The sequence below is a fragment of the Arthrobacter sp. B1805 genome (assembly GCF_002929745.1).
Taxonomy (GTDB): domain Bacteria; phylum Actinomycetota; class Actinomycetes; order Actinomycetales; family Micrococcaceae; genus Arthrobacter_D.
The window spans coordinates 1-500 of record NZ_PJIQ01000083.1 but is presented as its reverse complement, the minus strand read 5'-3'; the positions used below and the strand labels follow the sequence as shown (position 1 = coordinate 500).

Below are 500 nucleotides of genomic sequence, written 5' to 3'. Positions count from 1 at the left end.
CTGATCCGCGAGAAGGGCCGGCAGCTGTATATCGCCGTCAACACCTATGCCCAGCCGGACGGCTGGAATCGCTGGCAGCGCGCCGTGGATCAGGCCGCCGACATGGGCGTGGATGCGCTGATCGCGGCCGACCCCGGCGTGCTCGGCTATGCCAGCAAGCGCCATCCCAAACTCAATCTGCATCTGTCGGTGCAGGGGTCGGCTACCAATGCCGCCGCGCTGGGCTTCTATCAGCAGCGCTACGGCATCAGCCGCGCGGTGCTGCCGCGGGTGCTTTCGCTCAAGCAGGTCAAGCAGGTCGCGGCGAGCAGCCCGGTGCCGATCGAAGTGTTCGCCTTTGGCAGCCTGTGCATCATGGCCGAGGGTCGTTGCCATCTGTCTTCGTACCTTACCGGTGAATCACCCAATCTCTGTGGCGTCTGCTCGCCGGCCAAGGCGGTGCGCTGGAGCGAGGAGCCGGAAGGGCTGACCTCGCGCCTCAACAATGTGCTGATCGACCG

1 protein-coding gene is annotated in these 500 nt (G+C 65.6%); it reads left to right on the top strand.

Features of this window, described 5'->3' with window-relative positions:
- On the top strand, positions 1-500 hold a 500-nt coding region (locus CXQ96_RS17980), incomplete at both ends, for a peptidase U32 family protein (protein WP_146070958.1).